Genomic DNA, 24,932 nt, shown 5'->3' on the forward strand with positions numbered 1-24,932 from the left:
ACCTCTCCTTGGAGGGTATTTTAGCACAAAAAACACAGGGACGGTTCTATTTTTTTTGAAGAATAGAACCGTCCCTCATATTTACTTATTCCTTAAGATACTCATGCGCCATGTAGGAACTGCGCGTGTAGGGTGAGCTTTGAACATGCAAAAAACCTAACTTCATGCCTTTTTCTTTATAAAAGGCAAATTTCTCGGGAGTAACATATTCCTTCACCGGATAGTGTTTAATGCTTGGGGCAAGATACTGGCCAATGCTTAAAAAATCACAGGATGCATGACGCAAATCTGACATAGCGCAGGCGACTTCTTCTTCTTTCTCGCCCATACCCAGCATAATCCCGGATTTGGTTTTAATCTCTGGCGCAATTTTCTTAATAAATCTTAAAACATCAAGCGACCTCTGGTAACTTGCGCCTTGACGCACCAAACTGTAAAGCGAAGGCACAGTCTCAATATTATGCGCGATAATATCAGGATAAGAATCTGCGACTGTAGCTAACGCTTCATCTGAAAGTTTAAAATCCGGAATTAAAATCTCAATTTTTGCTCCTGGCGATAATTTTCGTATGGATAAAACAGTACCCGCAAAAATCTTTGCTCCTCCATCAGGCAAATCATCCCGGGTTACACTTGTAATTACTACATGAGACAAATTTAATTTCTTTACTGCCTCTGCCACACGCATCGGCTCTTCCTGATCAACCGCCTCTGGAGTATTGTTCTGAACATTACAGAATTTACAGCCCCTTGTGCAATATTTACCTAAAATCAAAAATGTCGCCTGGTTATGGCTAAAACACTCTGCAATATTAGGGCAAGAGGCTTGTTCGCAAACCGTATTTAGCTTACTTTCCCGCAGCAATCTCTTCATGTCGGAACAAGCATTAAGATTTATTTTCTTATTTAACCAAACTGGTTTCATAAAATTCTACTCCAAAATTATCGGAAAAAGAATCAATAAGCTTATCCTCTAAAATATTCCTCTCTGGCAAACTTGAAAACTGTTCGGATAGACTAGTTACATTTTCTTTTATGCCAAGCGGCATTTTCTTTAAATAACTCTCTAAAAGCTTCCAATCAATACTAAAAGGAATGCTTCCATGTTGAAAGATGCAATCCCTTTTTCTTTTTTGGGCATTGCCGCCAATCTTCTTCCCGGAAATAGTAACATCATATTTCTCATGGGATGCGCAACACAATTCATGGGGAAAATTTTTATTAAGGAAGCTATCAAGCTCTACAGAAAATTTTGCCTCTAGATTAAGTTTTTTATAAAAATCTAAAAGAAATCGGCAAATACTGCGATACCCCACAAGCAGGCCCTCTGGCTCATTGATATCCTCTTTAGAACAAGCAAAGCTATAGGTAATCTCATGCCAATGAAAAAGTATCCCGCCGCCAGTAATTCTTTTTACCACCTCTACATTACAAGCTATGCACCTATCAAGATTAATTTCATCATCGGGAGTTTGAGAGAATCCATAAGTAAAAGAAGGATTCTTCCATCCATATACACGGAATACTGGGATACGATCTTCTAGATATTGATTAAAGATCTTTTCATCAAGCGCCATATTAAAACTGGCACTTTGTAAACCCGACCTTATTAATTTAAATTTTTTCATACAAAACGCAGATTTGGTTCGCGCGCGGCTTTTGTTTCATCAAGGCGCCTAACAGGGGTATTAACTGGAGCTTGTGTAATAGCAGTTGGATTATCTTGGGCAAGTTTCGCGATTTCAATCATTACATCTATAAACTCATCCAAGGTTTCTTTGGATTCGGTTTCTGTAGGCTCAATCATTAAGGATTCTTTGACAATTAACGGGAAATAAATCGTGGGAGGATGATAACCTTTATCAATTAAGTACTTGGCAATATCCAAGGCATGCACCCCAGTTTGCGCCTGGCGCGAGGCTGAAAAAACACACTCATGCATACAGGGTTTATCAAAAGCTGACTGGTAATAATCTTTAAGCTTCACCCGGCAATAGTTAGCATTTAAAACTGCCATTTCCGAAGCCCTGATCAAACCCTCTTTACCTAAACGTAACATATAAGCGTAAGCCTTTAAGATAACCCCAAAATTTCCGTAAAAAGGCGCGATATAACCAATAGATTTATGGCGGTGATAATCCAAGGCATAGGTGGCATCACTTCTTTTAATCACTCTTGGGTTGGGCAGGAATTCAACTAACTTCTCCCCTACGCCTACTGGCCCTGCTCCCGGACCTCCTCCTCCATGAGGAGTGCCAAAGGTTTTATGCAAATTTATATGCACTACATCAAAGCCCAAATCTCCGGGACGGGCCTTGCCTAAAACTGCGTTTAGATTAGCTCCGTCATAATACATCAATGCCCCTGCCTCATGCGCCATATCAGAGATTTCTTTAATGCGCGGATTAAAAATCCCTAAGGTATCCGGACAAGTAAGCATTACCGCGGCAACTTCTTTATTTAATTGCTTTTTATACTCCGCTAAATCCATATAACCGTCGGGACCAGTGGGAATAACAATAACTTTGTATCCGGCAATAGCCGCGCTTGCGGGATTAGTGCCATGCGAAGAATCCGGCACGATTATATACTTACGCCTGTCGCCTTTATCCTTGTGATACGCGGCAATCAGCATTACTCCGGTTAACTCACCATGCGCTCCGGCTAAAGGCTGTAAGGTAAAGCCATGCATCCCGGTAATTTCGCAAAGAAGTTTTTTTGTCTCAAACAAAACTTCTAAAGACCCTTGAGTCAACATCCCGCCTCCGGCAAGTTGCGGCAATAATGGATGCACATGGGTAAAGCCTTCAAGAGAAGCCACCCGCTCGGTAAACTTAGGATTATATTTCATGGTGCAGGAGCCCAAAGGATAAAAATTACCATCCACAGAAAAATTCATCTGTGACAAGTTTGTATAGTGGCGCACTACGTCCAGCTCGCTTAAAGACGGCAATTTTGCTTCTTGCTTGCGGCAATATTTATCTGGCAAGCTCTTAGCTTCCGGCACATCAGAAGAAGCGTAAGAAAATCCGCGCCTTGCGCTTTTATGCTTTTCAAAAATAAGTTTCATGGGAAATCTCATAATACAGCCTCCAGAGCATCCACAAAGGAATTTATCTGCTCTTTGGTTCTTTTTTCAGTTACCGCTACCAGCAAATAATTATCCATACCCTTATAAAACCTGCCCAAAGGAAAACCACAGGCAAATCCTTTTTCTATCATCCGGTGCACCACATCATCCGCGTCACGCGGCAACAAAACTGTAAACTCATTAAAAGTAGATGAACTTTTCTTTACCTGAACCGAAGAAACTCTGGATAAAACATTTTTAGCGTATTCAGATTTCTGATAATTAAGCTGGGCTAATTCTTTTAGGCCATCTCTACCCAAAAGCGCAGCAAATACCACCGCGCGCAAAGCGCATAAGGCCTCGTTAGAGCAGATATTGGAAGTAGCTTTTTCCCGACGGATATGCTGTTCGCGGGTCTGAAGGGTCAAAACAAAAGCGCGTTTACCTTGGCTATCAACAGTTTGCCCCACAATTCTTCCGGGCATCTGGCGCACAAGCCCTTTTTTTGCTGACATAAATCCTAAATAAGGGCCCCCAAAAGATAAGGGAATCCCTAAACTCTGGCCTTCGCCGGTTGCAATATCAAATCCCATCTCACCGGGAGATTTCAGCATCCCTAAAGATACCGGATATACCGAGGCAATTGCCAAAGCGCCAAACTTATGCACCTGTTCTACTACATCGCTGTAATCATCCACTACCCCAAAGAAATTTGGATTTTGTATAATTACCGCCGCAGTTTTGTCATCCAGGTGCTTTGAAAAATCTGACCGCGAGCTTTTTCCATGCTCAATGGGGATCTCTACAAATTCAATAGAAAGATTAGAAGTATAGGTATAAAGCATGGTGCGGTAAATTAAATTAACCCCGCTATCCATAATAATTTTATTGCGCCCGGTCAGGCGAATCGCCATCATCAAGGCTTCATAAAGCGCGGTTCCTCCGTCGTATAAAGAAGCATTGGAAACATCAAGCCCTGTTAATTCGCAGATAATCGTCTGATATTCGTATATTGCCTGCAGCCACCCTTGTGAACACTCTGGTTGATAAGGAGTGTAAGCCGTATAAAATTCCGGGCGGTTAACAATGGCATCAACTGCCGCTGGGATAAAATGATCATAGAATCCAGCACCCACAAAATTAATTAAATTGGTCGCGTTTTTAGTAGCAAGCCTGTGCAGGTGTTTGGTTACTTCAAACTCTGATTTACCTGGCGGGATATTAAAAGATTTGGGCCTTAAGGCAGGCGGAATATCACCAAAAAGCTCATCAATGCTTGAAACTCCAATAACCTTAAGCATTTCCTGAATATCTTCTTTGGTGTGTGGCACATAACTCATTTTGAAAGACCCTCTAGATAAACTTGATAAGCGTTATTATCCATAAGCTTGGCTTTTTCTTGCTCATTATCAAGCTGGATCACAAAGAAAAAACCTTTTTCATAGCAAGACTTGTTAACTAATTCAGGATGGCTGGCCAATTCTGGATTAACAGATAAAACTGTGCCGGAAAATGGGCTATAAACGTCCGATGCCGCCTTAACCGACTCTACAACCGCCGCCGGATCAGCTTGTTTTAATGCTTTCCCGACTTTTGGTAAATCTACAAATGTAATATCTCCCAATGAACCCTGGGCATAATCAGTAATACCGACATAAGCGGTTTTACCTTCTACGCGCGCCCATTCATGATCTTTGGTATAAAGAAGATTTTCTGGAATATTCATCAAACTTGATCCTCCTGTTATAGCATTATTTTGTCGCCCCACCATTTAATTTGGACGGGCTCCAGAATAAAAAGGTTTTTCAACTATTACTACCGGAATTTCTATATTATCCTCTTTTATTAATAATTGATCGCCTATTTTATGATTGCCCCTTATATATCCCATGCCGATACTTACACCTAAGCTTGGAGAAAAAGACCCGCTTGTTACCGTACCGACTCTTTTACTTTGAGAATATATTCCAAATCCGTGACGCGCGCTGCGACGCGAATCAGACTTGAAATAAATCAATCTTTCTTTAGGGCCGGATTCTTTTTCTTTTAATAGGGCTTGTTTACCGATAAAATCCTTGGAATAATCTACGAATTTATCAAGGCCTGCTGAAACAGGTGAATACTCTAAATTAATATCATGTCCGTAAAGCGGATACCCCATTTCAAGACGCAGGGTATCGCGACAGCCTAACCCCGCAGGTTTAACACGGCTGTCTTCTAAGAGCCTTGCCCATAAACTAGCCACATGTTCAGAAGGAACATATATTTCATAGCCTAATTCACCAGTATAGCCGGTACGGCTTATTATACACCTTTGAGAACTAAAATCAAATTCACCAAAAGTATAGTAACTAAGCATTTCTACCTTAGAGCCAAAAATACCCCTTATCGCCTCAAGAGATCTTGGCCCCTGCAAATCAAGCTTGCCGGTTATGTTAGATACATTATTGAATGTAAATTCTCCGGTTAAATTATTCTTAAGATTATCTTCATCCGAACGGATGGTCGCAGCATTAACCACGATCATCCAGGATTTCTCTTTTAGGCGATAAACAATAAGGTCATCAATGATCCCTGCTTTATCATTAAGCATGTGCCCGTAACGGCAAGTACCAGGCGGCATACCGGTTATATTTTGGGTTACAACCCGATCAAATCCGCTTGAAAACGCATCGGCTTCTAAAATAAACTCACCCATATGACAAATATCAAACACCGATACTTGATTTCTGGTATGGGCATGCTCTGCTAATATCCCTTCATACTGGATAGGCATCAGCCATCCGCCAAAAGGGGCCATTTTAGCGCCTAAAGCAACATGATATGAATAAAGAGGTGTTTTTTGGTTTTCCATGGAAATGATTTTTAGATTGTACTACAAAAGATTACTTTGGGAAAGCAAATTCTTATCACTTAGGATGTTTTGGGCCGATCCGTCAGCAAGGACTTGCCCTTTGTGAAGGACAATAATGCGATTACACAAATCACGCGCCATATCCAGATCATGGGTAGCGATAATCTTAGTATGCTTAAAACCCTTGAGTAATTCTATCAAGAGCCTGCGCGAACGCGGGTCAAGGCTGGAACTTGGCTCATCCATAACCAAGATATCCGGAGACATCGCCAACACGACAGCTATTGAAACAGCGCGTTTTTCGCCTTGAGAAAGTTTATAGGGCGGCCTTTTAGAAAGATGCTCTGCCCCTACTTGACCAAGAGACTCCTCTACTTTTCTTTCTGCTTCCTCTTTAGTTAAACCTAAATTTAACGGGCCAAAAGCCACATCATCAAAAACTGTGGGCATAAAAAGCTGATCATCGGGATTCTGGAATATCATGCCTACGGCCTTACGCACATCTTTCAAGTTATCTTTGGTAATCGGATAATCCCCTATTCTTACGGAACCTTTTGTAGGGGTTAAATAGCCGTTTAAATGCAAGAGAAGCGTGGATTTACCTGCGCCGTTTTCTCCCACAACTGCCACAGACTCTCCATGGGTAATGCGAAAAGATACCCCCTTTAAAACACAAGTACCGTCGGGATAAGAATAATGCAAATCAGCCGCTTCTACAATATGATGGCTCATCTAACCTTTTATGATAAAATTGCCCAGATATAAAGATAAATCAAAAGATCTTAAGAAAATAAATAGCGCAAGCCACAAGAATAGAAAAATAAATCCATCAATGCCAAATTTCATACTACGCATAACATGCATATTGCCGTCAAAACCCCGGCAGCACATGGCCAGGTATATGCGTTCCGCCCTCTGAAATGTGCGCAGCAATAGATTCCCCAAGAACGGCCCGGATATCTCTAGTGACATAAGATCGCGCTTAAAGGACCTGAAAGATGCCGCCCTTATCATCCCGGATACCTGATCAATCAAAACAAATATATAGCGGTAAAGAAACAACAACTGTTGCACAAAAACCCTGGGCAAGCCTAATTTTGCCAAAGCATTACAAATAGCATTAAAACCAGTTAAAGAAATCAGAATAAACGCGGCGCTTGCCGTCAGAATAAAGCGCATGATTATGGAGAGAAAAGAAACCCATCCCGCGCTGACACCTATCGGACCCAGCTGCATAAAAACTTTTGTATCTACAATCGGGTTAAATATCCCTATAAATACAGCGAAAGGCAAAAGCAATAATACCCTATTGAGTAAATACCCGGCAGGCAACCCTCCCAGAGAAATTAAGAACACAGGGTAAATAAAAAACGGCATTAACTGCCAAAGCGCGTATTTATCAAAAGAAATTACTGTGATAATAAAGGCCAAGGTAGCGATCAACTTCGCTCTAGGGTCAAGACGATGCAAAAAGCTGTTACCGCAAGATAATTCATCAAGATAATTTATATCTAACGAGCTTTTACCGATATTATTCACTTGTAACCTTGCGCCTACGTAAAACCAGCCCCGCAATTACCGCGACAGACAAAACTAACGTTCCTCCCACCAACCCTGAAACAGATGTGCCTAAGCTTACCGCGGGGTATGAGGAAGATCCTTGGTGATTCTTAAAACCATAATCCGGCAAGACCGCGATTTTTTCCTGAATACTGGCTAAAGATGAGCCGATGCCCTCGCTTACCTCTAATTCTTCCTTACCGGAAGCCTTAAACATTGCCCACTCCAAACCGTCGGGATTGCTGGAAGCAAACCAACTTAGTATAGCGGCGGTTACCAAACTAACCGCCAATAAACCTAAAAGCACTTTTCGCATATCCACTTTTCCAATAGGGCGATTATTCACCGTGGCGTTAATGATTTCCGGACGCGCCTTCCAGACAAAAGCAACTACCGAAGCGGTAACCAAACCCTCTACTATTCCAATCGCCAAATGTATCGGCTGCATCAAAAGCACAAAACTTTTAAAAGGCAATTCTGATATCCCGGAAAATACTGTCTCCAGAACTACACCGAACGCCCCCAGCTGTAAACCAATAATCGCCGACAAAATAGAACCAACGATAATTTTGCCGCGCGTGAGATTATCACCAACTATTTTCTTGTAAATCATAGGATAAGCAATGAAGCTTGTGAAAAACCCCAGATTAAAGATATTGCACCCTAAGGCAAGAAGCCCACCGTCGGCAAATAAAAACGCCTGAACCGTTAATATAGAAGCCATAACTAAAAATGCAGCGTATGGCCCTAAAAGAATACTTAGGATCATGCCTCCACCCAAATGCCCGCTAGAACCAGTAGCAGGAATGCTAAAATTGATCATCTGAGCGGCAAAAATAAACGCGCCCAACACCCCCATTAAAGGGACTTTACGCTGATCTGACTCGTTTTTGACCTTCTTTGCGCTGTAAGCGATAAGACTTGCGCTTGCCGCCCACATCACGCCACCTACTACCGGAGATAACAACGCATCTGCCATATGCATAATTTATGCCTTTCTTTATTAGAAGTCTACTTGTGCCCTAACTCCGCCAATAAATATACCCGCTGTATCACCAGACACATCTTTTCCAAAAGGATTCCAGATATACTGCAAATCCGGGCTTACTGATAAATACTTATTCAAGAAGATTTTATAGTAAGTCTCAAAATGCCCCTCGGGTTTAGCCAAATAATTATTTCTCTTCTTATATTTTACAGACGGGAATATTTGCCCCACAGCAATTCCCAAAACATCATTATCCCTTCCCCAGGGTTTACCTTCAAGTTGAAGCCCTGCGCTCCAGGATTGCCCAAGAGAATAATTTATATTCCCTGTTGCAAGCGTATCCGGGTTATATACCTTTGGATACTGCCAGCCATAACGAGTAAAAACTGTAGCCATATCATTTAATCTTTGATCAAAACTCAAACCCGCTCCGTAAGAATTCTCTTTTGTCTTGTCCGTATCTGTCCACTTAGTGTGGTACGCATTATTATTCCAGGCATAAAAACGATAATTACCGTCTAGATTGAAAAGCTTTGGCTTAAAATTGATTTCTCCCATATTAAATAAATTATCGCCTAACTTTTCCCAATCACTATTTGCGTCAAGAACCTCATAACCCAACTCCACCCAATCTTTGGGCATATAAGCAACACGGATAGCCGCTGAATTACCAGGAAATTCTACAACTGGATTATTTACAAACATACCACTTAAGAATTGTGCTGTCTCATCATTAGCTGCCTGGTTATTATCAAAATATGCCGTAGGATCTAATTTCCCAACTGTTAAGGCAAGCTTACCATTTAAAAGCATCTGCTCATACCAGGCTTCAGTTAAATGCGCGTCCTCATTGTTATCTGGATCATTGTTTACATTGGAATATAATGTTAAGTCATCGTTCAGGCCATCACCTTTACCCGCCTCAAGATGCACAAAGGCCCTGGAATTAGCGTCCTGGAATTCCTTGATCAAAATTATATCTGTTGAATACGAAGCATCTGTGCGGTCAGACTTCTTCTCTACGCCCGAAGTAGCGTTATTCACGTTGCTGGTTCCTTGAGCGATCGCGGTAATGCCAACGCTTATATCCAAACCTTTGGCAAGCTCTACCGGAGAGATTTCTTTGCGGGTTATTTTCTCATCAAGCTGTGATAATCTTAACTCATAATCGCTTATTTTAGCCTGCTGGGCAGATGATTCATTCTTCTGACTTGCGATATATGCATCCTGCTGGGAGAGTTTTTGCTCTAAAATTTCAATGCGTTTCTGCAATTGCCTAACCACATCTTCAATTGGTGTTTGATCTGCAAAAATTTGTGAAACGGATAAAAATAAGAAACATAACCCCAAGCACATCCTTAGTAACATAAAACTCCTCCTTTTTATTATATATGTTATTCCTATATGCCTTTTCCGGTAGTAGACATACTTAAAGAGGCGTGCCGTACCCCTTTTACAGACTTTAAAACATCAGCTAATTCTTGGGCCTTAGAAGAAGCGCCTTTGACAATGATCACTTCAAGACAATTATGATGATCCAAATGCACATGTTGGGTAGAAATAATAAAATCTCCGAAATCATGTTGTATATCCATAAGCTTATTTACAAGCTGCCTTTCATGGTGGTCATAGATAATAGTAACTGCACCGGCTACTTCTTTTCCTTCCTGCCATTGTTTCTTTACTAAATCTTCCCTGATAAGATCCCGAATAGCTTCGGAACGATTGGTATATTTCTTGTTCTTGATGTGACGGTCAAATTTCTCAAGCAGGTTATCTTCCAGAGAAATGCCGAATCTGACTAAACCGGACATATGGCAGGCCTTTCTTATCTAGTGTTACTTTTTTATAGATTGTAACACCAGTATTAAGATTGTCAAGGCCTTTAAATTTTATTCGTAACGCAGCGCTTCGATAGGATTAAGCTGTGACGCCTGGCGTGCTGGCCATAGGCCAAAAACTATGCCTACAGCAAGAGAAAAAACCGTGGAGAGAATAATTGAAAATAAAGATACTTTTACTGCCCATCCGGCAAACATTGTTATCAACACAGAAATACCGCTTCCCAATAATACCCCTGCCAAGCCCCCAATAAAAGACATCAAAACCGCCTCGATCAAAAACTGGGTCATAATATCTTTATTATTAGCTCCAATAGCCTTACGCAGCCCTATCTCCCGAGTGCGCTCGGTCACTGAAACAAGCATTATATTCATTATGCCAATGCCTCCCACCAAAAGCGAGATTGCAGCAATTGAACCTAAAAGTAGCGACATAGTTTGTGTAGTAGCAGTCAAGGCATTCTTAATATCAGCCATATTCCTAATTTGAAATGAATCTTCCTGGGTTTTAGTTATTAAGCGATGCTGTTTTATGATAAGCTTGCTTATGGCTTCTTGCGCCTGATCAATAAGATTAGCGTCTTTTGCCTGAACATATATAGAATCAACATACTCTTTTCCCATGACCCTGTACATTGCGGTAGTTATAGGAATAATCACCGTGTCATCCTGATCGCGCGGGCCGCTTGAGCCCTTGACCGGAAGTATGCCGATTACCTTGAAATTTATCAGGTTTATTTTTATTGTTTCGCCTATCGGGTTAGTCTCGCCAAAAAGTTCCCTTACTACAGTTGCTCCCAGCAAGACAACTTTACTTCGGGAACGGACTTCCTCCGGGTTAAAAAACCTTCCAATTTCCGGCACAGCAGCGCGCAATTGCGCGTAATCCACATCCACGCCCTCAACCTGCGTATTCCAATTCTGATTCGTATAGACTATTTGCGCCCGGGATGTTACCGAGGGGCTGGCGCTTTTAACATAATCGGTTAAACCCTTAATATCCTTTACATCTTCAAGCGTAAAACGCGTCACTGTCCCGGATTCTAATGAGACTCCCATCATCCTTTGCGCTGCTGGCCTGATCATAAGAAGATTAGACCCTAAAGACGATAACTGTTTTTCTATGGATTCTTTAGCGCCTTGGCCCACGGCAAGCATGGCGATAACCGCGGCTACCCCGATAAGAATGCCTAAGATAGACAAGAACGCGCGCATCTTATGCGAAAGCATAGCAAAAATTGCCTGGCGCAGATAATCCAAAAACTCCATGCCCTTTACAGAAGAAACCTTATGTTCTAAAAGGGCTTCTTTAACCAGCCCGCTTGAATACCCTATGGCTTTATTGGATTGATTAGAAATATTTTTATCGGAAATGACCTTTCCATCACGCATAGTAATAATGCGCTTGGCACAGGAAGCTACTTCATTCTCGTGAGTAACAATAACAACGGTTTTACCTTTCTGGTTTAAATTCTTTAAAATATCCAGGATTTCGGCTTTACTTTTAGAATCAAGATTTCCTGTTGGTTCATCCGCTAATATTATCAACGGTTGATTGACCAATGCCCTTGCTATAGCTACTCGCTGCTGCTGGCCTCCGGAAAGCTCATTTGGCTTATGGAACATCCTTTCTTTTAAGCCAACGGCCTCAATCTCCTTTTGCGCCAGTTCTTTTATGTGCCTTTTCCCGCAATACACTAACGGCAATTCTGCGTTCTCCAAAGCGCTCATGCGCGCCAAAAGATGAAACTGCTGAAAAATAAAACCCACCAGCTTATTCCTGATCTTAGCCTGCCTTTCTTGCGGCAAGCCGCTTAATTCCTGGCCCTCTAAAAGATAAGAGCCTGAATCCGGGCTGTCTAAAAGCCCCAGAATATGCATAAGGGTAGATTTTCCCGAACCCGAAGCGCCCATAATCGCCACGAATTCCCCCTCGGCAATCTCAAGAGAGACGCCGTCCAGGGCTTTTACCTTTATCTTGCCCATCTGATAAGTTTTATAAATATTCTTTAATTCTATCATTTCGCGCTTTGAGTAGCCCTGTTCTGCCTATTTCGAAACGGCATAAAAGGATTGGTCCCTGAATTATCTTTGGGAAGGGAATATTTCACAGATTGAACCAAAACCGTGTCTGCGGCGGATATTCCGGAAACAACTTCATAGTTCTTATCATCTGATAAGCCCAGTTTGATTTCCCTTTTCTCCGGCTGGGAATCGGCGGTTTTAACAAAAACATAGGCTTTATCGCCTTTCTTAAACACCGCGTCCTGCTCAATAATCAAGGCATTATCTTTTTGCGCGATAATAAAATCAATAGAAGCGTTCATTCCGGAACGAAAAGAATCAGGGATATTTTCAGGCACCAAATCAACCTTATAGATTGTAACGTTGTTTTCTGTGGTGGATTCATAATATATGTGGTTAACAAAAGCCTTCACCTTGATATCCGGATAGGCGTCCAATGTGATGACTGCCTTCTGCCCCAATTTAAGCTTACCGATGTCGGTTTCATCGGCTTGCGCGCGCACGATCAACTGGTCGGATAAAACCACAACCGCGTCACTTGTAGTCACAGTCTGCCCGGGCTGGGTGGTCTGCACGATTACTTCCCCGTCAATAGGCGAGACAAGCGGGATTGCCTTATAAACTTCCTGCCAATATTTTAATTTTTCTTCGCCCTGCCCGCGCGCCACATCCAAAAGCGCGGCCCTCTCGGTTGAGCTCATCCAGCCCAAGGTTTGCCCTGTCTTTACCTGCTCTCCCTCCTTAACTAAAATCTGCTCTACCCTGCCGTTTACCGGAGGTTTTACTTCTAACCTGTTTCTGGGAAGCACTGTGCCTGTAGTAGACACAGTATTCTGGATATCCCCGATAAAAGGCCGGATTTCTTTGCCCGCTTCCTGCTGTTTATCGCCGCGGCTTACCTTAAATAGATATACCGCAAGTACTGCCGCCAGAATAAGAATACCGGATATTAATTTTGTTTTATTGCGCATATTCTAATGTTTCTCCTTTCGCGTTTACCCAACTGGCCTGACTGGATAAAGCATCTGCCTGCGCCTGTAAATAAGATTTCTTGGCGCTTACCAAATCATTCTGGATAATGATCCAATCGTTAAAACCAATAAAACCTGTGGAATATTGCGCCTCGGCGATTTTTGAACGCTCTAAAGAAGCGTTTAACAATTTCAGCTTAACATTTACCGTATCCAAAGCATCCAATAAATTAACCCATGCCTGTTGCAAATTCACAAAAGCCTGGTCGCTAACGCTTCTTTGATTTGCCTGCGCCTGGTTGTATAATGCCTTAGCTTGAGCAACTTGCGCAGACCTTAGGCCACCTTCAAAAATAGGCAAATCTATTCCCAGGCCCAACTCCCAGACCTTATCCTTTGCCGGTAGATGCTCGCCTGAACGATTAGCGCCCGCGGTTGCGGAAACCTGCGGATAAAATTGCGAATAAGTAGACCTTAAATTAAACGATGCCGCGTTTACCTGGCTTTGCGCCTCTAACACCGAAGGATGTTTTTTAAGGATGCCCTGAAAATCAGGCGGCGTATCGGTATTTTCTGTAACAGAAAAATCCCCTGTTACTTTAAACGGTTTAAATTCAGCTCTGCCCATCTGCCGGCTTAGATTTATTTGCGCGAATTGCATATCCCTTTTAGCGCTTGCTAAATCCGCCTGCGCCTGCATAAGGTTAGCCTCGGCAGTCAATAACGCGCCCCTATGTTCCAAGCCAGAATAATAACGCAAGGTAATTAATTCCAGGTTATCCCTTCTTATCTTCAGGATTTCTTCTATTACCGTGACTAATTCTTGCGCTTTTAATAAGCCCACAAAGCCGCTACGTAAACCTAGCCTGACGCTTGAAGAAGCAAAACGGTAATTTTCCCTGGCAGATTTAATATTTTCCGCGGCTTCCTTCAGGTTATCAACAGTTTTAAAACCATCAAAAACTAACTGCGTGGCGCTTAAGCCGTAGGAATATGAATCTTTGGTGGCTTTAGTAGTTAAACCAGAGCTATTTGTAGTCTTAGTCCTTGCGGTAGAAGCATTAAAGCTTGCGTCAACTTGGGGATAAAGTCCGCTTGCGGAGATGCCCTTAGCAGCTTCTTTCTGATTCACGCCTTCAAAAGCGTAAATTAATTCCGGGTTATTCTTTTTGGCCTCGCGGATACAATCCTGCCAGCTAAGCGAATCTTGGGCAAAAAGACTGGGAATAAAAATACTAAACAATATAATCAAACAAAAATATATTCTTAAGCTCATGGCTTCATTCTTTAAGATTAACCGCGCTTGTTGAATAAAGTTATATGCGCCTTCCTCTAATGCAATGGTACAGATAAATTCTCAGAATGGACCGGACGTTTCAAAAGAAAAACCAATGGTAAAACACAAAGCATGGCTATCGCCCCTACATAAAAAGCGTCATTAAAAGAAAACAAGTTGGCCTGCCGCAGCAACTGCTGATGGATTAATCCATTTGCCGCGTGAGAAGAATACGCGCCGTTCTGCGCTAAAATCGAACCCGCCTTATCCAAGGCTATCTGGTAACGCTGGTCAAACACATTCAGTTTCTCAGAAAGAATAAACTGATGAAACTGTGACCTGCGGGCAAGGATTGTGGTCATAAAGGCAATCCCGAAACTTCCCGCAATATTCCTCAAGAGATTAAAAATGCTTGTAGCGTTACCCATCTCTTCTTTATTTATAGTGGTAAAAGCCATGGTCGTCAACGGGATAAAGATCATGCCCATGCCTACGCCCATGACAATCCTTGACCAAAGTATAATATTATAATCAACATAAAGATTAAAGTTTGACATAACAACCATGGAATACGATAAAACAATAACCCCCGTAAAAAGGATAAATTTCGGGTTTATCCTAGTTACCAACCTGCCAACCATAGGCATCATCAAAAGAGTCGCCAGGCCGCCAGGGGCGATAACAAACCCGGCAAGAAACGCGTTATACCCTAATAGCTGTTGGACAAAAAGCGGCAAAATAACAATACTTCCGAAAAGCCCGAAAAAAGCGACAAATTGAATAGCATTGGCGCTGGCGAAAGAGATATTTTTTAACTGCCGGATATTTAACACTGGCGATTTAACCCGCAGCTCAATGATAATGAATAAAATAAACGAAATTACACTTACTACCGATAAGCGGGTTATAAAAGCAGAGGCAAACCAATCTTCACGCTGCCCCTTATCCAATATAACCTGAAGGCTTCCTACCGCTAAAACAATAAACGCCAGGCCCCAATAATCGATCTTTTCTTTTATCCTGGTTAAATACGGAGGGTCTTTTATAAAGATAGACACCATTATTATAGAAAGTACTCCTATCGGAATATTTATGTAGAAAATCCAATTCCATGACCAATTATCCGTGATCCATCCGCCTAAAAGCGGGCCGATGATCGGCCCGAATAAAACCCCCACGCCAAATATAGCCATTGCCATACCGTATTGCGCCGGAGGAAATGTTTCAAACAGTATCGCCTGCGAAATAGGCTGCAAGCCCCCGCCTCCTATTCCCTGCAGGACCCTGAAGAAAATAAGCATAGACAAGCTTTTAGCGCTTCCACACATAAAAGAACTTACGGTAAACAATGTTATTGAAAACAAAACATAATTCCTCCTGCCAAAAACACGGCTTAGCCAACCGGTAAGAGGGATAACTATGGCGTTAGCTACAAGATACGCGGTAATCGCCCAGGTAGCTTCATCTACCCCTGCGGATAAACTGCCGCGGATATGATCAAGCGACACATTAACTACCGAAGTATCTATTACCTCAATAAGAGTGGGGAATATGACTGTTAAGGCAATGATCCATTTGTTTACTTTATTCATCTTTGGCGATAATACTCGATGTACAGGACATGCCTATGCGCAATATATGTCCGGCGTCGGATGTTTTATCAAAAACTATCTTTACTGGTATTCTCTGCACGACTTTAACATAATTGCCTAACGCGTTCTCCGGAGGAAAAAGCGAAAATGCAGCCCCTGTCCCGGGCATAATACTATCCACTTTTCCGGTAAAAACTTTTCCCGGATAAGTATCCACTTTTATTTTTACCTTCTGCCCTGGCTTAACATTTTTAAGCTGGGTTTCTTTGTAATTGGCAACCACCCATATATCATCAAGCGCAACCACCGCCATCAAAGGCTGGCCTGCCTGTATCTGATTGCCGGTTTCAACGGCTTTATTGGCAATATATCCTTGGCTGGGAGAGTATATTTTAGTATACCCTAAATTCACCTGCGCTGTTTTAAAAGCTGTCTGTTTCTGTTTCACAAGCGCCTCTTCAAGAAGCTTATTATCTTGTGCGGCCTTAAACTGCTCTATGGCCAATTTATATGCGGTAACGGATTTTTCATATTTTTCTTTAGGTAAAACTTTTTCCTTAAAAAGGCTGTCCGCTCTTTGCTTATCTTTTGCCGCCTGCAGAAGAGATATCCGGGCGGACCTTATGCGCGAAAGGGAATCGCTTAATCTTGCCGCTTCAGCTTCAAAGGCTGCCATGGCAGAGTTTACCTGCAGCTTATAATCTACAGGGTCAATATCCAAAAGCGCCTGATCTTTCTTAACGGCCTGGTTATCATTTGCATATACGAAAGCTACCGTTCCGGGAACTTTAGAGGCTATGCTATGGACCCTGCCGGCAATATAAGAATCATCTGTATCAACAAAATTAAGGTTTGATATTAAATAAAACGCCAAACTTACAGCGCCTAATAACGCCAGCACGATCAATAAAATAATAATTTTCCCCTTCTTCGTATTTTGTATGCTCATTTTATTATTTCTCCATTCTCTCGTAAACTAATGATAAATCTATCCCCATGGAATACAGATATTTCGCGTATCCCCGTTTAAGCTGGTAATCACTATTATAATAATTTGCCTGAGCGGTAGTTTCCTGAGTTATTGCCTCAAGCACCTCCGTGGGATTAGCGCTTCCGGCTTCATATTTCGCGCGGTAAAAACGCACATTCTCTTCTGCCTGTGCCAGCGCGTCTTTGGCAACTAACATTGTCTCTCTGGCATTCTCAAGGCCATAATAACTTTCTTCGATCTCAAAGCGGATATCTTCAAGCAGTTTTTCCTTTTGCTGGCCCAGTTGCTGCCTGTGTAAACGCTCTTTTAAAAGTTGGGCTCTTGCCAAACCGCCATCATAGAGGTCCATCTTCGCCCCCAGCACAGTTGAGAAATTATCCTGATGCGCCTGATATTGGTTTTGTTGGTATGCATACCCGGCCTGAGCAAAAATAACCGGCAGGTTTCCCGCAGCCTTAGATCTTTCGGCTGATATTGAAGCCTGCATTTGCTGATTGTAGAATATTACTTCCGGCCTATTTGTTTTTGCCATATCCCAAGCCCTGTCCATTTCAGGGAAACTAACCGGATAGCCTGGAATATCCCGTACAATAATAGCCTGCCTTAAAGGAAAAGATAAAATATTATTCAGCCTTGCCACGGCCAACTGCCTGGAATTACGCGAACTAATCAGTTTCTGCTTTACGTCAGCTAATCGCACTTTGGCAGGAAGCACATCGTTTTCAACCACTACCCCCTGCTGGTAAAGATGCTCTATATCATTAAGGTAAGAGACCAGGCTTTTAACTTCATCTTCAAATACCGCGATCATTTTCTCCGCCTCTAAAAGGTCAAAATATGAAGCAATAAACTCCAAGACCGCTACTCTTTTGACGCTTTCGGTGCGGGCTTCCTGGGCCTTGGTTTTCTCCCGCGAGGCCATATAACTTGAGAGGTTCTTCCCAAAATCAAACAAAGTCTGATAAACATTAAAACCGTAAGAGTATGAATCCTTTTGGGCAGTATTGACTATCTGGGAATTTAATCTTGACGCCGGCTGAAATCTTAAGAATGAGCGCGAGGCATCAAGGCTTACCTGCGGGAGAAGCACCGAGCGGCTCAAAAGCGAATCTTCATACGAGATCTCATTATCCAAAAGGGATATTTTTATTAAGCGGTTATCCGAGAGGACGATTTTTATGCCTTCTGACAGAGTAATAACCTTCTCTTTGGGCTGTTGAGGACCAGCCCAAACAGAACCGAACCAACAGGCGCAAAATGTTGCGAAAATAACCGCTTTAAGCAGGTCATCAACTTTAACATCAAAAACTTTGGCGATTTTAACCAATGTTTTTATCGTGGGATTAGGATTTGCCCCTGACTCCACTTTAACAATAGTATTAAGCGATAAATCCGACAACTTAGAAAGCCTGTCCTGTGAAATACCTGTTCTAGACCTTAGTTTCCTGATATTTGCGCTTATCATATAATAATATATTGCTTTTCTTATATTACTTTTCCCATAATACTACTATTATAATATAATAAACGGCAAATAGTCAAGTAAAAAATACCTATATTATTCTTTGGAATTAACGGCGAGTCTTAGAACTTCTTGCGGAAATGGCGGTAGTTACTGGTGCTGCGTTGCTTATTGCGAAAGAAATTCTTTTGTTGATGCTTTTGCTGATGCTTTTGTTTTTGCGCTGCCCCGGAAACGGCTTGGTCAAACTCTTCCTGCGGAACTTCCGGATGTTTGGCGATCGGCAAAGAGGAGCGGATAATCTTCTCAATATCGCGCACATCACGGGACTGATCAGGGGTGGCAAATGAAATAGCGTGCCCCTTATGCCCGGCTCTGGCGGTGCGCCCAATGCGGTGCACGTAATTTTCCGCGTCATCCGGCAGGTCGTAATTGATTACAAGCTGAATCCCCTTTACATCCAGCCCGCGCGAAGCGATATCAGTAGCAACCAACACCTTGAATCTGCCGGATTTGAAACCATCAAGGGCGTCTTTACGCTGGCTTAAAGAACGGTTAGAATGGATCTCTGCCGCGCTATAACCCATATCCCGTATAGAATTTGTGATCTTCCTGGCATTGTGTTTAGTGCGGGAGAATAAAATCACCGGGCCGTGATACTGCGCTAAGATTTTACCTAAAAGGCGGTTCTTTGCCTCTTTTCTTACAATAAAAAGCTCTTGCGTCACGTTTTCAGCGGTAGTCCCCGAAGGAGCGACCTCCGCGGAAACCGGAAGCTTCATGTATTTAGCCGCCAAAGCCATAATTTCTTTAGGGATAGTCGCGGAAAAAAGCATAGTCTGCCTATCCTTGGGCACAAAACGTAAGATTTTCTCTATCTGCGGAGCAAAACCCATATCAAGCATGCGGTCAGCTTCATCAAAAACAAGCATTTTTAAATCATCCAATACCACATTCCAATGCGACATGTGGTCAATCAACCTGCCGGGAGTAGCAATTACAATCCGGGGATTCTTGCGCAAGGCCTGAACTTGCCTGTCCATAGGAGCCCCTCCGATAAGGCAGGCAGTATTTATAGAAAAGGCCTGCGCCAAAGGATGGAAATTTTCGCTAATCTGCATGGCAAGTTCTCTTGTGGGAGCAAGCACTAAACCCATGGCATCGGTTTTTTGCGCCAGCAGCTGGCACATGGGCACAGCGAATGAATGCGTTTTACCAGTCCCTGTCTGGGCAATACCAATGACATCTTTACCTTCAAGAGCCAAAGGAATTACTTTCTCCTGAATGGGAGTAGGCACCTTAAATTTAAGGCGCTCTAAGATATCAAGGATTTTAGGCGCAATACCTAAACCATAAAAACCTTGCTGCTGGGATGGCGCTATTTGTCTATGCGGCATAATATTTTTGCAACCTTTCTTTGATCTATTAAAGGGCTTCCTGCGCTTGGCTGACTAACTGATCAATTAATTCTTTGACCGAAACAATCTTGTCAATACGATAGGCATTCGTCCCGCACATGGCAAACCCATGCTCTAAATCTCCTCTATAGGCATTTACTAAAGCCTTGGCAATGCAATAATTTACTTTCCGTGGGTCACAGGTAATCAAACATTTATAAAAACACTGAAAATCTATCTTTTCTCCGCTTTCTATGCGCTCTACAAATTTATTGCGGATGACCCTGCCCGGCATGCCTACTGGGCTGTTGATAACCACAATATCCTCTTTCTTAGAGCTAAGATAGAGCTTTTTATATTCTAGCGAAGCATCACATTCATTGGTACAGACAAAACGCGTAGCCATCTGTACAGCGCTGGCGCCGATTTTAAGCATTTTGGCGATATCCGCTCCGGTATAGATGCCGCCTGCGGCAACAACCGGGATACGCGGCGTGTATTTGCCGGCTACTTCTAAAACATCTTTGAGTATATTCTCAAGTGAAAAATGCTCTGGATCTTTCAGCTCTTCCCTGCTATAACCTAAATGCCCGCCTGCCAAGGGGCCTTCAACAACAATAGCATCAGGAAGCCGCGCGTAGCGCCTCTTCCAAGTGCTACAAATAATATTGGCTGCCCTTCCAGAAGAAACAATAGGGAAAAGTTTTGTCCTTTTATTCTTGATTAAAGCCGGCAACCCTAAAGGCAGCCCTGCTCCAGAAATAATCACATCTATGCCTTCGTCCTGCGCGGCAGAAACCAAATTATCATAATTAGTCAACGCGCACATGACATTTACCCCGATAGGATTTGAAGTTAAACTCCGAGCTTGACGGATAGTATCTATAAATGATTGCGTGGAACGCTGGGCATAATTTAAACCGTTGTCGTTATCTTCTTCGCCTAAACCCACGGCGGCAATAACCCCCAAAGCACCCTGGTTAGAGACCGCGGAAGCCAAAGATGACGCGGACACCCTTACTCCCATTCCGCCCTGAATAATCGGCAATTTAATTTTTAGATCTCCGATAATAAGACTTTCTAACTTGCCGCTCATTCTTTTATACCTCTTTCTTATCTGCTGTGGCCTCTTGCAAAAAAAATAGCCCGGCCTCTTGTTCATCGATGCCGGGCTATTATCCTTTGTTTTTTAGGTTTATAATTTCACTACTTTCGTAGCCTGCTCACCTTTAGGTCCTTTTTCGATCTCGAACTCGACTTCCTGTCCTTCGTCTAAGGATTTATAGCCTTCACCTTGGATAGCGGTATGATGCACAAATACATCACTGCCATTTTCAGGGGTAATAAACCCATAACCTTTTTGGTTGCTGAACCACTTTACTTTGCCCTTTGCCATCTTTGTTTCCTCCTTTTCTTAAGAATTGTAGCAATAATCCATTGGGAATCCGAGCAAACAATGCCTTGCATTCTATCTACACCCCGCGCTTATCTTACCTGGCCTAAATTGCTGGGCCAGTATCCGCCTTTTTGGCGGAGAATTGCCTGCCTACCGGCAGGCAGGCGCGGGTGTGTTGCCTTCTGCAACAAAAAACCGCAAGGTTAGAACACCTCTTCCCTTGCGGCTTAAGATTTCTAATCCCCTCATTTACTACGTTAACAAATATAGCATATTTCTTTTTATTGTCAACTTATTTTTTTAGGTTTAATTTATCCGCTGTATACTTAGTGTAAACAAAAGATACCCCTAAAAATAACAAGCCTAAAACAATGAAGCTTATGATTTTATAAATAATCGGCAGCCCTGCTAAATCCACGAATATTATCCGTCCGACGGTAAACCCAAAAACAATAAAACCGCCCTTGCGGAATATCTTCTCTTTTATCAAAAACCCTATTGCAAAAAGAACCACTCCCGCTAAGCCCCAAGAAAGCGAAATCCAAATACTTCTTACATGCTGAAAAATAGCAACAAGCATTAAAGCGGCACTTGCATAAAAAAGAACGCTGATAAGCGGCTTCTCATTTTCATCAATAAGTGATTTCTTATTTAAATTGCGATAAATAAAATATGCCGCCCAGGCGCAGGCCAGCTTAACCGATATAAGAGCCCATTGGAATACCGGATTAAGATTATAGTACTTATCGATAAAAATAAATCTGACTGCTGCCAGCAATAAAACAAGAAGCGAATATACGCGGATATGCCTGTCTTCTGCCTTAACAGCCCAAATTAACGCCATAAGCGAAACTATGGCAATGCTTAAGGTAATCCACACCTGCTGGACATAAACAATAATCGCGAAAATCAATAACGACGAGGAAGCAAAGAAAAGTAATTTAGGAAGCAAAATCTCCCTCTGTCCTTCCAGGGCATTCCTATTGGATATCCTGTACAAAATATATTCTGCGAAGAAACAGCAGGCTGGCCCATAGATAATAAATAACTGCTGAAATTCGCTTATATTGCTATAATTATTCCAAAAACAAAATCTTAAGCCCGCCCAGGCTAAAACAACCAAGGCATACCAACGGATATATTTATCCAATAACAAAACCCCGACAGCAAAAATCAATACCGACTCCACCGATAATCCAAAGGTAAGCCACATTGGCTTTATTAATTCAATCACATACGCAGTCAAATACACCACAGAAAAGCCTGAATAAGCCCTTTTGGCTAACTGATCGAAATATGACAACCCGTCTTTTTCTCTAAAGAAGCGGTGCAAACCAAAGCAGGCTGCGGTTGAAATAAACCCCAGTAAGGACAGAAATTCCTTCCAGCTTATCTTAAAACCTGCCAGGGACAAATCGCCTGAGGGCCCGTAAAATACAAATTGCAAGAATAAAACTATTGATAACCCCACAGCCAGATAACGGTAGATGCCCCGCTTAAAGATAAAACCCACATATAGCAAAAACGGCAATTCTATCAACCAAACAACCAGGCTATGATAGGCAGCAAATTTTAACGGCACCGACAGGGTTATCAAAGAAACCGCGATAATTATGTCAGAAATAAAGAGCTCTTTCCTCTTTAGTAATTCCATAAACATGGCTAGAACAAAATACGCTAACCCCATGCCTAAAACCGCGCTAAACTTATAATCGGGATAGAAGAAATAGAACTTAGGATACGCCATAGCAAAAAAGAATATGAAGTTAGCAAAATTAGCTGCGGAAAGCTTCCGGTAAACTTGGGCCTGCTTGTCATTCTTTATCAAATGCGCGGCGGCAGTAAAAAGAACCAGATATACGCATAAAAACCCTGCGTCAAAATGAAAATAAATATTTTCTACGTTTAAATTTCCTGCGGGCACAAAAGAGAATGAGATTTGTTTTATTACCCAAACCAAATGCGTAAGGTAAGTCAATGCAATGCTGACGAAAATAAAACGCACCCACTGCATTTTATATATTACCACTAATGCCACAACTGCAAGCAGGCTTGCGTTTATAAGCGAAAAATACCCCACATCTGCCAAAACTGAAGTAAAATACCCCACAAAAAGCGCTATTGCGGTTAAGCCTTCAGATTTATAACGCAACGAATGCGCGATAATCCCCAAAGCCACAACAGATAAAAGTAATAGATCTAAAACTTGGCTATTAATTACTTTTGCCGCTTCAAAGTGATACATCGCATAAGTGGTAAAATAGGCGATCGCCCAACCGCCGCCTAAAAGCACTCGCCCATAATTAACAAATTTATCTTTCTTCTCTAACTTTAAACCTATAACTAAAAGGCCTGCCGCAATAGCATACCCAAGCAATACCTTGGCCAATGCGCCGAATAAGAAACCAAAACGGGCAACTGTATAAGTCAATAAAAACGCTACCCCTAAAGAAAAAACTATTATCCCTATTTTATTTAACCAGAATTTCCCTAAGTCCATCTCCAGGTCAGTTTTCTTTATAATAACTGCGGCGGGTTTTTCTATAGCAGTAATAGCAGGCTTTATTTCTTTAGGGGATGGAACTTCTTTTTTCTCTTCTAAGGTTAAGACAGATATTTTTACTTCCAAATTCCTGATCCTATCGCTTAAAGCGTTAAAATCATCCTGAATTGCTTTAAACTCATCTTTGATCTGGTTAAAAGAGGTTCCCGGGTTAATTGTTTGCGCATTAGAATTATCACTACCCGCTTTAGGCAAAATTGAAACTATTAACAATGCCACCGGCCCCAAGGAAAACCCTAAGAAAAACCATGTCAGGCAGCTTCTGTTCTTAAGTTTAGCGACATAAACACTTGCGGCAAAACACGCCATCCATATCAAGAAGCCATTAAACATTATTCCGCTCCTTTTTTATAAGATCGACATTACAGTTAATGCTCCTATTTTAAAACACAAGGATAAAATAGCAAGTATTCTTTAAGATTTTTGCTTTAAGAATGAAATAAGATTGTGCAGGATAATAATAGGCTCTGGAGGGCAACCGGGAATATGAAGAACTACCGATCCCGTGATAGATTGGATATCGCCTATGGCGTAATAGGAATCGCGGAAGATCCCTCCTTTTAACGCGCAATCTCCGACAGTTATGACAAATTTTGGCTCAGGCATGGAATTAAATGTTTTCTTAAGCGCAAGCGCCATATTTCTGGATACAGGCCCAGTTACTACAAGCGCATCCGCGTGACGGGGAGAAGCCACAAAATCTACGCCAAAACGCTGAATATCATATATAGGATTGCTCAAGGCAATAAGCTCTGATTCACACGCCCCGCAGGAACCGGTATCCACTTCTCTTAAATGCAAAGACCTGCCATAAAGTTTATGGATAATCTTCTTCAGCTGTTCCCCTGCAGAATCAATCTGGCGGCTTGATTCATCCTGCGGAAGGATAAACTTCTCTGTAAGCAGCCCCTTTTTAAAACTATTATTAATAATGTCAAACATAGGA

At 42.1% G+C, this 24,932-nt stretch carries 22 protein-coding genes; all 22 read right to left on the reverse strand.

Translation table 11 applies throughout. The features are described 5' to 3' along the window. Window positions 1-85: 85 nt before the first annotated feature. Window positions 86-925, reverse strand: a complete 840-nt coding sequence (gene lipA / locus MUF05_06360) for a lipoyl synthase (protein ID MCU0666697.1) — start codon at window positions 923-925, stop codon at window positions 86-88. After that, on the reverse strand, window positions 903-1,628 hold the full coding sequence (locus MUF05_06365; GenBank protein MCU0666698.1) for a lipoate--protein ligase family protein: 726 nt from the start codon (window positions 1,626-1,628) through the stop codon (window positions 903-905). Before MUF05_06365 ends, lipA begins: the two co-directional genes overlap by 23 nt. Further along, a complete protein-coding gene (gcvPB, locus tag MUF05_06370) occupies window positions 1,625-3,070 on the reverse strand; it encodes an aminomethyl-transferring glycine dehydrogenase subunit GcvPB (GenBank protein ID MCU0666699.1) in 1,446 nt (481 codons plus the stop codon). The genes MUF05_06365 and gcvPB overlap by 4 nt, the downstream gene beginning before the upstream one ends. 8 nt (window positions 3,071-3,078) lie before the next feature. After that, window positions 3,079-4,410 (reverse strand): aminomethyl-transferring glycine dehydrogenase subunit GcvPA, encoded by a 1,332-nt coding sequence (gene gcvPA, locus MUF05_06375; protein MCU0666700.1) that lies wholly within the window; start codon window positions 4,408-4,410, stop codon window positions 3,079-3,081. Further along, the gene (gene gcvH / locus MUF05_06380) at window positions 4,407-4,796 is read right to left on the reverse strand and encodes a glycine cleavage system protein GcvH (GenBank protein MCU0666701.1); all 390 of its coding nucleotides are present in this window, start codon (window positions 4,794-4,796) and stop codon (window positions 4,407-4,409) included. The genes gcvPA and gcvH overlap by 4 nt, the downstream gene beginning before the upstream one ends. 45 nt (window positions 4,797-4,841) lie before the next feature. Then, a complete protein-coding gene (gcvT, locus tag MUF05_06385; GenBank protein ID MCU0666702.1) occupies window positions 4,842-5,924 on the reverse strand; it encodes a glycine cleavage system aminomethyltransferase GcvT in 1,083 nt (360 codons plus the stop codon). 21 nt (window positions 5,925-5,945) lie between these two features. After that, entirely contained in the window at window positions 5,946-6,656 is a 711-nt protein-coding gene (locus tag MUF05_06390) for an energy-coupling factor ABC transporter ATP-binding protein (GenBank protein ID MCU0666703.1), read from the reverse strand. Then, window positions 6,657-7,463, reverse strand: a complete 807-nt coding sequence (cbiQ, locus tag MUF05_06395; GenBank protein MCU0666704.1) for a cobalt ECF transporter T component CbiQ — start codon at window positions 7,461-7,463, stop codon at window positions 6,657-6,659. Further along, window positions 7,456-8,469, reverse strand: coding sequence for an energy-coupling factor ABC transporter permease (locus tag MUF05_06400; GenBank protein MCU0666705.1), 1,014 nt, complete (start codon window positions 8,467-8,469; stop codon window positions 7,456-7,458). The genes cbiQ and MUF05_06400 overlap by 8 nt, the downstream gene beginning before the upstream one ends. A gap of 18 nt (window positions 8,470-8,487) precedes the next feature. Next, window positions 8,488-9,840 (reverse strand): carbohydrate porin, encoded by a 1,353-nt coding sequence (locus MUF05_06405; GenBank protein MCU0666706.1) that lies wholly within the window; start codon window positions 9,838-9,840, stop codon window positions 8,488-8,490. Between the two features lie 32 nt (window positions 9,841-9,872). Continuing rightward, on the reverse strand, window positions 9,873-10,286 hold the full coding sequence (nikR, locus tag MUF05_06410; GenBank protein ID MCU0666707.1) for a nickel-responsive transcriptional regulator NikR: 414 nt from the start codon (window positions 10,284-10,286) through the stop codon (window positions 9,873-9,875). 78 nt (window positions 10,287-10,364) lie between these two features. Next, a complete protein-coding gene (locus tag MUF05_06415; GenBank protein MCU0666708.1) occupies window positions 10,365-12,335 on the reverse strand; it encodes an ABC transporter permease in 1,971 nt (656 codons plus the stop codon). After that, complete coding sequence (locus tag MUF05_06420) at window positions 12,332-13,309, reverse strand: efflux RND transporter periplasmic adaptor subunit (protein MCU0666709.1); 978 nt, start codon at window positions 13,307-13,309, stop codon at window positions 12,332-12,334. The genes MUF05_06415 and MUF05_06420 overlap by 4 nt, the downstream gene beginning before the upstream one ends. Continuing rightward, window positions 13,299-14,585, reverse strand: coding sequence for a TolC family protein (locus MUF05_06425; GenBank protein MCU0666710.1), 1,287 nt, complete (start codon window positions 14,583-14,585; stop codon window positions 13,299-13,301). The genes MUF05_06420 and MUF05_06425 overlap by 11 nt, the downstream gene beginning before the upstream one ends. A 56-nt stretch (window positions 14,586-14,641) precedes the next feature. After that, entirely contained in the window at window positions 14,642-16,177 is a 1,536-nt protein-coding gene (locus MUF05_06430) for a DHA2 family efflux MFS transporter permease subunit (GenBank protein ID MCU0666711.1), read from the reverse strand. Continuing rightward, a complete protein-coding gene (locus MUF05_06435; GenBank protein MCU0666712.1) occupies window positions 16,170-17,126 on the reverse strand; it encodes an HlyD family secretion protein in 957 nt (318 codons plus the stop codon). The genes MUF05_06430 and MUF05_06435 overlap by 8 nt, the downstream gene beginning before the upstream one ends. Window positions 17,127-17,130: 4 nt before the next feature. Next, window positions 17,131-18,633: a TolC family protein gene (locus tag MUF05_06440; protein MCU0666713.1), complete on the reverse strand. Its 1,503-nt coding sequence runs from the start codon at window positions 18,631-18,633 to the stop codon at window positions 17,131-17,133. A 119-nt stretch (window positions 18,634-18,752) separates the two neighbouring features. Then, the gene (locus tag MUF05_06445) at window positions 18,753-20,027 is read right to left on the reverse strand and encodes a DEAD/DEAH box helicase (protein MCU0666714.1); all 1,275 of its coding nucleotides are present in this window, start codon (window positions 20,025-20,027) and stop codon (window positions 18,753-18,755) included. A gap of 28 nt (window positions 20,028-20,055) precedes the next feature. After that, a complete protein-coding gene (locus MUF05_06450; protein ID MCU0666715.1) occupies window positions 20,056-21,123 on the reverse strand; it encodes a nitronate monooxygenase family protein in 1,068 nt (355 codons plus the stop codon). 99 nt (window positions 21,124-21,222) lie between these two features. After that, window positions 21,223-21,423 carry a cold-shock protein gene (locus MUF05_06455; protein MCU0666716.1) on the reverse strand — a complete coding sequence of 67 codons (201 nt, stop codon included), beginning with the start codon at window positions 21,421-21,423 and terminating at the stop codon, window positions 21,223-21,225. A gap of 292 nt (window positions 21,424-21,715) precedes the next feature. After that, window positions 21,716-24,319, reverse strand: coding sequence for a DUF2339 domain-containing protein (locus tag MUF05_06460; GenBank protein MCU0666717.1), 2,604 nt, complete (start codon window positions 24,317-24,319; stop codon window positions 21,716-21,718). 81 nt (window positions 24,320-24,400) lie between these two features. Further along, a complete protein-coding gene (locus MUF05_06465) occupies window positions 24,401-24,928 on the reverse strand; it encodes a hydrogenase (GenBank protein ID MCU0666718.1) in 528 nt (175 codons plus the stop codon). Window positions 24,929-24,932 lie beyond the last annotated feature (4 nt).

Source organism: Candidatus Omnitrophota bacterium (assembly GCA_025453395.1).
Classification (GTDB): Bacteria; Omnitrophota; Gorgyraeia; order Gygaellales; family Profunditerraquicolaceae; genus JAlOQK01.